General features: G+C 28.8%; 1 protein-coding gene (only partly in view). It reads left to right on the forward strand.

Annotated elements, in window-relative coordinates; all coding sequences use genetic code 11:
• Positions 1 to 12,479: the 3' portion of a non-ribosomal peptide synthetase gene (locus tag BM384_RS00320; RefSeq protein ID WP_090009383.1), read on the forward strand. It extends 5,695 nt beyond the left edge of the window; only the last 12,479 of its 18,174 coding nucleotides appear in the window; its start codon lies beyond the left edge, outside the window; the stop codon is at positions 12,477 to 12,479.
• The last annotated feature ends 87 nt before the right edge of the window (positions 12,480 to 12,566 follow it).

The raw sequence follows: 12,566 nt of genomic DNA on the forward strand, positions 1-12,566 counted from the left end.
TACTTATGGATTGTGCATTACAGACTATGGCATGTTTATTTGGACAATCTGAAGAGAAGGGTATAACTAAGATTCCATTCTCTGTTGAAGAGGTAAATATTATAAAGTTACTAAAGGATGATAACTACTATGTGTATGTTCAAAATGTTAGAAAGAATGTGCATAACATATTTATTTTAGATTCTAATGGGGAAAAATGTATAGAGTTCAAAAATCTTGTTTCAGCAGAGATTAGAGAGGATAAGAAAAGTTATTTCTTTAAACCACAATGGCAAAAAATAGACATAAATAGGGATGCCAATATAGAAACTAAAAATAACTTCATATTATATTCAGATGATTCTATAGAGATAAAGGAAAGTTTAGCTGAAAAAATAGGTCCTTCTAAGGTAAGTGATGTGAATTTAACAAATATTAATACTGAAGATTTAGAAACATCTATAAATGATATGGTAGAGGATATGAAATCAGTAGATAATATATTCTTTATTTCCAGCTTAGTAAGTGAAAAATCATCAGTAGAGGATATAGAAACTGTAGAAGATAAACAGAAAAAGGGATTATATGCATTCTTCCACTTAGTAAAAATACTAGGTGCTATGAATAAGGATATTAAAGTTACATTAGTTACTAATAAGATATTTGAAGTGATTGATGGACAATCTATAATTCCTATTAATGCTGGTTTAGCACCATTTATAGAAACTGCTATGTTAGAGTATCCTAAGTTAGATATTGGTTTAATTGATACAGATTATTCTTTAGCTATGTCAAAAGCAGAATTAGATAGAAAAGCCTCATTAATATTAAGCTGCTCAAATAATAAAGTTGAAAATCAATTAGCCATTAGAGCTGAAGAGGTATATGCAAGATCCTTTAAAAATATAGCATTATCAAATTATGAAGAAACACCTTATAAGCAGGATGGAGTTTATGTAATTGCTGGAATGGGTGGAATCTCTTATGAGTTAGGAAGATATATAGCTAAAAAAGTACGAGCTAACTTAATATTTATAGGCAGAAGTGAGTTAAATGAGGATAGACAGGAAAAGATTAATAAAATTTCTAAAATGGGAAGCAGAGCTGAATATGTTCAGGCTGATTTAATTAGTGAAAATGAAGTGAAAGATGCTGTAAATTATATAAAAAATAAGTATGGAAGAATAAATGGTATATTCCATTCAGCTTTAGTTTTACAAGATAAGATGCTTCATAATATGACTGAAGGAATGTTTAGAAAAGTTAATCAGCCTAAGGTAAATGGAAGCATTCAATTATTTAAGGCTATAAAAGATGAAGAGCTTGATTTCTTTATGTTCTTCTCATCCATTAACTCTATTATTGGAAATGTAGGACAAAGTAATTACAACGCTGCATGTGCTTTTCAAGATTCCTTTGCCCAATATATTCAAAGAAAAGTTGATTTTAAAGTGAAGGTTATAAACTGGAGCTTCTGGGGAACAATTGGAGCTGTTGCTAGTGAAAAATATAGAAGCAATATGAAGAAAGAAGGAATTTATCCAATTGAAATATCAGATGGAATAAAGTCTATTGAATTAGCTCTTAAATCTCCTTTAGAACGAGTAATTATGTTTAAGGCTTCAAAGAAATTATTAGAAAAGGTTGGTTTCAAAAATGATTTAGAAGCTTCTAATGAAAGTGAAAGTATGCCATTATCAATTAAAAAAGATGTAGAGAAATCAGTTGTAAAGAATGATATTAAGTTTGAAAGGGTTATAGAAAATAATCACAATGATCAAATAGAAAGAGAACAAAGTGATGTAATAAAGGTAACTTATATGGATAATGAAAATATAAAATCTCAAGAGAAAATAGATGAGAAATTAATTAATAGTAAAGTTAAAGAGTACTTAATACAAAAAATTAGTACCTCTTTAAAACTAAAGAAAGAAGATATAGATACTACAGAAAATTTTGATTCTTTAGGTATAGATTCCATGGTTATTATTGAACTTAATAAGGAATTAGCTTTAGATTTCGAAAAATTACCATCTACTATATTCTTTGAATGTAATACTATAGAAGAATTATCAGAGTACTTCACTAAAAATTATGAAGATAGATGTATAGAACTATTTAACCTTAAGAAGGAAAATATAGTGAAGCCCCAAGAAAAAATTGAGACTGTTAATATTCAGGCTGATACAAGTTCTAATTCAAGTAATTTTGAAGAAGAAGTTATAGAAAATAATGTTCCAAGTGTACAGCAGGAGATTAAAAGTAGTGATATTGCCATAATAGGAATCTCAGGAAGGTATCCAATGGCAGAAAATTTAGATGAATATTGGCTTAACTTAATTAATGGAAAGAACTGCATAGAGGAAATTCCAAAGGATAGATGGGATTGGAGAAAGTACTATGATCCTGAAAATCTTAAACAAGGTCATGGTTATAGTAAGTGGGCTGGATTTATAAAAGATGTAGATAAATTTGATGCGAATTTCTTTGATATAGATAAAGAAAGAGCAAATGAAATGGACCCACAAGAACGTGTATGCTTAGAAAATGTCTGGTCAACTTTAGAGGATGCAGGTTATCCAGGAGATGCACTATCTAAGAAGGGATATAAGGTTGGTGTATTTTTAGGAACAATGTATGGATACTATGGACAATTAGCTACAGAAATGTGGAGAAGAGGGGTTAGAAGTAATGCACAGTCAGCTTATTGGATTATTCCTAATAGAATTTCTCATTATTTTAACTTCACAGGTCCAAGTTTAGTAATTGATACAGCTTGTTCATCATCATTAACATCTATTCATTATGCTTGCAATAGTATTAGATTACATGAATGTGATGTGGCAGTTGCAGGAGGAGTAAATTTAATTTTACATCCAAGACAACATGTTAGATTAGCTAATATTCATAGCATAGGAAAAACTGATAAGAGTTATTCCTTTAGTAAAAATGCTGATGGATATATTGAAGGTGAAGGAGTAGGAACTGTTCTTTTAAAATCACTAGATGCTGCAATTAGAGATAATGACTATATCTATGGAGTTATAAAGGGCTCATCAATAAATAGTGGAGGTAATACAAGTAAATTTACAGCCCCAAGTATATCAGCACAAACAGAAGTTATTGAAAGTACATTTAAAAAGGCAGATATAGATTGTAAAACAATAAACTATGTTGAAGCTCATGCTACTGGTACAGTTTTAGGAGATCCTATAGAAATAAGAGCACTTGATAAGGTGTATAAGAAATATACTGATGAGAAGCAATTCTGTCCAATTGGTACTATTAAATCAAATATAGGACATTTAGAAGCAGCTTCAGGTATATCTGCATTAACAAAGGTTTTATTACAGATGAAGTATAAAAAGCTTGTACCTTCTATAAATTGTGAAGAGTTAAATGAATTTATTGATTTTGAAAGTTCACCATTTTATCTATTGAATGAACCAACACCATGGGAAGCTTCAAGAGGAAATAATGATGAGTTTGTAAGAAGAGCAACTATAAGCAGCTTTGGAGCAGGTGGTGCTAATGCCTTTGTGGTTGTTGATGAATATGCAAATAATAATAAATCCTTTGATGATGGAAGAGAAAGATTAGTAGTTATTTCAGCTAAAACTAAAAATAGTATTAGAAAATATGCATCAGAGTTAATTAAGTTTATTCACAATAATAAAGATGAAAATATATCTTTAGCAGATATAGCTTATACATTACAAATTTGCAGAAGTGAAATGCAGGAAAGAGCAGCAATAAAGGTAAGTAGCTTAGAAGAGTTAGTAACAGCTTTAAATAATATATGTAATAGCCTAGAAGCAGACAATATATTTATAGGAACTGCAAATAAAAAACTATCACGTACATCTATAGATGAAGATAGTAACTTAGAACAAATTGCAGAGTTATGGGTAAAAGGACAACACTTTAATTGGAATTCATTATATAGAGACAAGGTTAATAAACCTAACCATATTCCAATACCAACTTATGCATTTGATAGAAAGAGATATTGGATTAATGATTTACCTGAAAATGATCCAGGCAATATAGATTTAAATAGCAGTGAAGAAATATTAATTAGTGATGTTTATAAATATAATGAACCTTATTTAAGAGATCATAATTCTTTTTCTAAACAAACTCTATTGGGAATGACTTATTGTAGTATGACTTATGAAGGATTAAGTAAAGAGAAGAAAGATAACTTTGTTCACTTACACAATTTCCTATTTATGCAGCCTGTTGAAGTAGATGAAGGAAAAGAAGTTAAGGTAAATATTGAATTAAACAAGACAGAAGAAAGTTCTTTAATTCAATGTAAGTATACAGATACATTAGAAAATAATTATAAAGTAGCAGCTACAGGAGAAGTTATAGAAGATAGTAATTATGAAAAAACAAGTGTGGCTATTCCATCTTTTGATAATGCAGTGTCAGGAGAAAACTTATATTTACTTAAACCAGATGTATATAAATCCTCACTTCAGTCTATAAAAAAGGTAATTAAGTCAGTAGATATAGTATGGAGTAAGCTTTCATTAGATGAAGAACTAATAAATGATAGTCATGATTATCTTGTTCATCCTGCATTATTAGATAATGCTATTTTAAGCAGACTTGCTTTAAAGGAAAATAATGAGTTAGATTCATTTATTCCAATGATGGTAAAGGAATTATATATTTACAAAGCTTTAGGTAATTCTTGTTATTCAAAACTTCAGCAGGTAAAACTTAATTCTGAAATATGGGAAGTAAATGTTGATATTTATGATGAATTTGGACAATTAGCAGTATCTATGAAGGGTGCAGTATGTAAGAAGGTTTGGGTAAATAATGAAAGAAGAAGTGAAGAAAAATCAGTAGTAAATAAAAGTAGAAAAGTAGAGAATAATGAAAATAATACTTTTGAAGAATATTTACTAAATTTAGTAGCAGATAAGTTACAAATAGAAAAATATGATGTTGAAAAAGACGAAAATATTATGGCTATGGGAGTTGATTCTGTAACCTTAGTGTCTTTAGCTCAAAATATTGAAAAAGAATTTAATATTAAGTTATATCCAACAGTTTTCTTTGAATATCAAACAATAAATGAGTTTGTTGATTTTATTACAGAAGAATATAAAGAAGAATTAAAGAATTATAATTTTAACTCATTAAAGATGGAGAAAACATCTGTAGCTTTGGAAGTAGAATATGATGATAGCGATAAAAAATTAATGCTTCAAAATTATTTAATAGATAAAATGGCAGCAATATTAGATGAAGAAAAAGAAAACATAGATATAGATAAAAATATTATGGCTATGGGAATTGAGTCCATGAACCTTGTATCCTTGGCTAAGGATTTAGAAGATAAATTTAAAATAAAATTATATCCAACAGTTTTCTTTGAATATCAAACAATAAATGAATTTGTGGATTTTATTGTTGAAGAATATAGTGATGCATTAAGTAATGTTAAGACTGAAAAGAAGCCTTATGAAGAAGTAAAAGATATAGAAGAAGATATTGTAGTAAGTAAAGATATAGAGCCACAAAATAGTGAAAAAGATAATGATATAGCTGTAATTGGTATAAGTGGTGTTATGCCTCAAAGTGATGATTTAGATGACTTTTGGGAAAAGTTAAAAAATGAAGAATGTTTAATAACAGAGATTCCTAAAGAGAGATGGGACTGGAGAGAATATTCTAAAAAGAATAATAGTGAAGCTAATAAAACAGATGTAAGATGGGGAGGCTTCATAAAAGATGTTGATAAATTTGATCCAGAATTCTTTGGATTATCTCCAAGAGAAGCAAAGCTTATGGATCCACAACAAAGAATTACTTTAGAATTAGCTTGGAAGGTAATTGAGGATGCAGGATATAATCCTAAAGACTTCTCAGGTTCAAAAACAGGCGTGTTTATTGGAGTAGCAGGACATGACTATGATGAAATCATAAAGAAATCTAAGGTGGATAGTTATGCACAAGCACTTACAGGTAATGCTCATAATGTATTAACTGGAAGGATATCTTATTTATTAAATTTAAAGGGACCTGCAGAACCCATAGATACAGCATGTGCAAGTTCAATAGTTGCAATTAATAATGCTATAAAGAGTATGGCTAATGATGAATGTGAAATGGCTATAGCAGGAGGAGTTAACATAAATGTTGTTCCATCATTATTTATAGCTTTTGATAGTGCAGGAATATTAAGCCATGATGGAAAATGTAGAACTTTTGATAAAGATGCAGCTGGTACAGTAAGAGGCGAAGGAGCAGGATTGATTTTGCTTAAGCCATTAAAGAAAGCTATAGAAGATAAAGACAATATTTATGCAGTTATAAAAGGAAGTGCTGTTAATCATGCAGGAAGTTCAAGCTCTTTAACTGCTCCAAATCCTAAGCAGCAAACACAGGTTATAGTTGATGCAATTAGAAGAAGTAAGATAGATCCAAGTACAATTTCATATATTGAAGCTCATGGAACAGGAACTGTATTAGGTGATCCTATAGAGATAAACAGTCTTAAAAATGCATTTAAAGAAGCTTATAAGGAATGGCCAGATGCTGATTTTAGCAAGAAGACTTGTGCAATAGGATCTGTTAAAGCTAATATAGGTCACTTAGAAACAGCAGCTGGAATAGCAGGTATTATAAAAATAATATTAGCTATGAAACATAAGTGTCTGCCAGCTTTAGTTAACTTTAAAACTTTAAATCCTTATATAGAATTAGATAATACACCATTTTATATATTAGATTCTACTAAGGAATGGGAGAGAAGAAAAAATAATAATAATGAGATTCAGCCATATAGAGCAGGAATTAGTTCCTTTGGATTTAGTGGTACTAATGCACATCTTATATTAGAAGAATATTTAGAAGATGCAAATAAGAAAGAAGATAATAAAAATCAGGAATATGTAGTTTGTCTATCAGCTAAAAAAGAAGAAAGCTTAAAGAAGTATGCAGAAGGACTTAGAGAGTTTTTAAATAAAGATAATGAGATGTCTGATGAAAGAGAAGAAGACAACCTATCAACAATGGATAAGGATATTATTGAGTATATGTCTAAAGTTACAAGTATACCTGTTAAATATATAGACAAAAATAATACCCTTGAGGAATGTGGAATAAACAGTAGCTCCTTTAATGAGTTGATATATTACATCAATAATAGATATTCTATAAATATTGAAAATTATTTATTAGATATAACTAATTCCTTAGAAGAAGTTATTAGTATCATCCATGAATCTGTTAGTAACAGAAAGGAAGATATTACACCTTTTAATAAAGAAAATAGAAAGCTTTTAAAACAGATTTCCTATATTTTCCATAGTGGAAGAGATGCTATGAAATATCGTTTAGCAATAGTAGCTAAAGACTGCAGAGAATTAAAAGAAAAATTAAGTTCTTATATAGATGGAACAAAGAATATAGATGGTATTTACTGTGAAGGTGATAATTTAACTTTACAAAAGGACAGCAAATATGATGAAGCAGCATTAAACTGGGTTGAAAGTGGAAAAGTAGAAGATTGGGAGTCTCTTTATAATGAAGAAATACCACAAAAGATTTCCCTTCCATCTTATCCATTTAATCATAAGAGATATTGGGTAGATGAGAAAAAGATTGAACCAAATAATAATAATGATAATATTTCAAAAGAAGTGGCAGTTAGTAATGTGGTTAAAAAGAATAAGAAGTTATATAAAAAGAATTTAAATAAAGACTTATTTTATTTAAGAGATCACAAGGTAAACGGAAAACATGTTTTGCCAGGAGTTATGTATTTAGAAATGGTAAGAAATGTTACAGAAAGAAGTACTTCAAAGGAATTGAAGGAAATTAAAAATGTAGTATGGGTAGAACCACTTATAGTAGATAACAGTGATAAAGAGGCAATTATAGAATTAGCAGAAGAGAATAATAAATTAACTTATAAAGTAAGAAATAAGGGTGAGAAAGTATATTCAAAAGGTAAATTAGAAATAGGTAAGCGTGAAAAATGTTCTGAAAAGCCTATAGATATTAAAAAAGTTATGAATAGATGTAACAAGTCATTAAATCATAATGAATTCTATAAACTTTTTGAAAGAGTTGGATTTGAATATGGAAATACATTTAAACCTATTAAAAATATATATTTTAACGATTATGAGGCTATATCTGAAATAGAAGTTCCAAGAGAATTAAAATCAACATTTGATAAGTATTTCTTACATCCATCTTTATTAGAAGGATCATTACAAACAGCAGGATACTTAGCTAATAGTAAGGTATCACCAAAACATGCAACAATACCGTTTGAATTAGAATCACTTAAAGTATATGAAAAGCTAGAAACTAAGTGTTATTTCTATGTAGTTTTAGATGAAAACTCAAATAAAAGTAAGCTAAAGAAGATGTCAGGATGGTTAGTAAATGGGGAAGGAAGGATACTTCTTACTATTAAAAATTACATTATAAGAGAAACAACTCCTAAACCATCTTCTGAGTATTTAGTACCTCATTGGGTAAATAAAAGTATAACTATAAATAATCAAAATATGAAATCAGATATATTGCTATTTGATATTGATGAAGTGGTATTTGAAAAATTAAAAAAAGAAAATAATAAGGTTATCTTAGTGCAGCCAGGAAGTAGCTTTAAGTGTATAAGTAAGGATAGGTTTGAAGTGAGGGTTGATAGTGGAGATGACTATATGAAGTTAATTAAGTATTTAAAGAAAAATAGTATAACTGTAAAAAATATAGTTCATATGTGGTCACAAAAAACAGTGAGTTCTTTAAATGACAAGCTTAAGTATGGGATTTACTCATTATTTAATATGAGTAAATCACTACTTACCAGTTTCATCAAAGATAAGAAGAAAATTTTATACATTTATACAAAAGAAGATGCTGCATTTCAAGGGGTAAGTGGATTTGTCAAAAGCTTAAATTTAGAAAGTAAGAATGTAGAAGCTAAGGTTATAGGGTTAGATAACCTAAAATCAGCTCATAAAGTAATCTTAAATGAGATTATGGATAACTCTAAGGATGTGGAAATAAAGTATACAGCTGGACAAAGAAAAGTAAAAAAGCTGGAGCTTACTAATTTAACAAAGAAGAAAAATGTTTTTAAAGAAAATGGTATATATCTTGTAACTGGAGGGGCAGGAAAAATAGGACTAAATATAGCAGAGTATCTTATTAATAAGTATGATGCTAAAGTTATTCTTTCAGGAAGATCAGAGAGAAAATTAGATGCTTTTTCACCTGAATTAGAAAAGAGTGTTTTATATGTTAAAGGAGATATAACCAATATAGATGATGTAACTAATATCATAACTAAGGCAAAAGAAGTTTATAAAAGGATAGATGGGGTAATTAATTGTGCTGGAATAGCCAGAGATTCATTAATTATTAATAAGAATATAGATGATTTTAAACAGGTTGTTGAGACAAAAGTATTAGGAATTAAAAATATACATGAGTCAATTAAAAATGAAAACTTAGATTTTGTTGCTTTATTTTCTTCCATATCAGGAGAAGTAGGAAACTTTGGACAATCTGATTATGCCTATGCTAATAGCTTTATGGATTATTATTCATGTAATAGTAAAAGAGATTTTACAAATTTCTGCTCTATAAACTGGCCTTTATGGGATGAAGGAGCAATAGGAAATAGTGAATCAACTAAGAGTTATATGAAAAATAAATTAGATTTAGTTCCTTTAAGTAATAAAGAAGGGTTTGAAATTTTAGAAAAATGTTTATCAGCTAATGAAAAACAAGTATTTGTATTACATGGGGGGGAGAAAAAATTGGGTTCATTTTTTAACAAAGAAGATTTAAAAAATAAAAATGAAAAAAATACTATGGTGGTAAATAATAAAGAAATAAATAAAAGTATTATAGAAGATTTAACTAAGGTAGTGTCTAGTATATCCAATATGGAAGAGTCAGATATATCAATTACAGAGGATATAACAAATTACGGTTTTGATTCTGTTGTAATGATTGAGTTAGCAGAAAAGATAAGTAATAAATTTGATTTAGAAATAACTCCAGCATTATTTTATGAATTATCATCTACCAGCATAGAAAATATAGCAGGAAAATTACAAGAGAAATTTGAAGATGTACTTAATAAGTATTATGGAAAAGAAAGTGAAGTTTTAGAATATTTTTCAGAAGAAGATTTATCAGAAGAAAATTTTGATGATGATATTTGTGAAGAAGAATATGATGAATATTCTGATGAAGAGGATAATGAGGAAACTGTTAATGAAGTAAATAAGGAAATAGAATTTCATGAGAATGATGGAATTGCAGTAATAGGAATGGGCGGTATAATGCCACAATCAAAAGATTTAAATGAATTTTGGAAACATCTTGAACAAGGCCATGACCTTATAACTGAGGTGCCAGAAAGTCGTTGGGATTATAAAAAATATTATGGTGATCCATTACAAGGAGAAAATAAAACCCTTTGTAAATGGGGAGGCTTTATGAATGATATAGATAAGTTTGATGCTTCATTCTTTCATATATCTCCACAAGAAGCTAAGCTTTTAGATCCTCAACAAAGAAAGTTTTTAGAAGTTGTGTGGAAAACAATTGAAGATGCTGGTTATAAGGCATCAAGTATAGAAGGAACTAATACAGGAGTATTTGTTGGAGTAACTAATAATGAATATGAATATGTAATAGCTAAGGCTGGTATTAGTGGAGATGGACATTTAATTTCTTCAAATGCACACTTCCTTCTAGCAAATAAAGTCTCTTACTATTTTGACTTTAGAGGACCAAGTGAAACTGTGGATACAGCCTGCTCAAGTACTGGTGTTGCTATACATCGTGCAATACGTTCAATAAGAAATGGTGAATGTAATATGGCTGTTGTTGGAGGGGTTAATGCACTCCTTTCACCACTAAGTAATTCTAAGTTTGATAGTGCAGGAATGCTTAGCAAAACAGGAAATTGTAAGTCTTTTGATAATAATGCAGATGGCTTTGTAAGGGGAGAAGGTATTGGAGCAATATTACTTAAACCTTTATCTAAAGCAATTAAAGATAATGATAATATACATGCTGTAATAAGAGGTTCAGCAGTTAATCATAATGGAAGAGCTAAATCTTTCACATCACCTAATCCAAATGGTCAGACTGACGTTATTAAGAAAGCTCTTAAAGATAGTAATGTAGATCCTTCAACAATAGGTTATGTAGAAGCTCAAAGTACTGGAGCTTATATGGGAGATATTATTGAAGTTGAAGCATTAAATGCTGTATTTAATGAACTTGTAGAAAATAAAGAAAATTATTATGGCAGTAAAAGATGTGCTATAGGTTCTGTAAAAAGTAATATAGGACATTTAGAAGCTGCTTCAGGAATAGCAAGTATACTAAAAGTAATTTTAGCTATGGAAAATAAGGTTATTCCACCAACTATAAATTGTGAAGAAGTTAATTCAAATATTAAGTTAAATAAATCTGAATTCTATATTGCAACAGAAAAAAGTGAATGGCAGCAGTTTGTAGATGAAGATGGTAACAATATACCAAGAAGAGCTGGAATCAATATTTTTGGAGCAGGTGGAGTAAATACTCATATAATTCTAGAAGAATTTGATAAAGATTTAATCAATAAGAATACAGATAAGGTAGAAGAAGATTCAATTTTAACTTTTTCAGCAAGAAGCAAGGAAAGCTTAAATTCAATAATAAAAGATACAGCTGATTATGTTAAGAGTAATACAGAAATTGATATTAGAGATGTTGCTTATACACTTCAAGTGGCAAGAGAAGAAATGGAAGAGAGAGCTGTATTTATAGTAAAGGATAAAGAAGACTTCTTAAATAAGGCACTAGATTTCTTAGAAAACAAAAATGTTGAAGATGTATTTGCTAAAAATATAGAAGATAAAAATACAGATATTTATGAATTATTCCAGGATGATTATATTAAAGATTCAATGATAAGAAATATTGTAAGCAGCAAACAATACAGTAAAATAGCAAAACTATGGGTAAATAATGTTTCAATTGACTGGTCAATTTTATATGAAGGAGAAGTAAGAGGCAAAGTAGGGGTGCCAACATATTCTTTTAAAAAGGATAGATATTGGGTAGATACAAAAAATATGCCTAAAGAAATTATTAGAGAAGAAGATTCATCAAATCTTGATCTTAGACAATATGTTAAAGGAATAATGAATGAATTATTAGGATGTAATGTAAAGGATGAAGATTATTTAGATGCTATAGGTTTTGATTCAATAACAGCTATCAAATTTAAATATAAAGTAGAAAATAAATATTCAATTAATCTTTCCTTAGCTGATATAGGAAAATGTAAAACTGTAAGAAATATTTTAGATATTATTTCAGAGGCAGTAAATTTAAGCCTAGAAAAAGAAAGAAAATTTGATGTGACAGATACTATGAATATTGAAGAATTATCAGATGAAGAAATGAATTCTTTGTATGAAGAACTTAGAAGAAAAGTAATGAACTAATTATATTATTAAAAAACAAAAATATCCTTATATCACAAGAGAAGTACAAATAAATCTCTTGTGATATAAGTGAAAAAAGTAAGGAGT

It is taken from the genome of Clostridium sp. DSM 8431, from assembly GCF_900116755.1.
In the GTDB taxonomy this organism is placed as follows: domain Bacteria; phylum Bacillota; class Clostridia; order Clostridiales; family Clostridiaceae; genus Clostridium.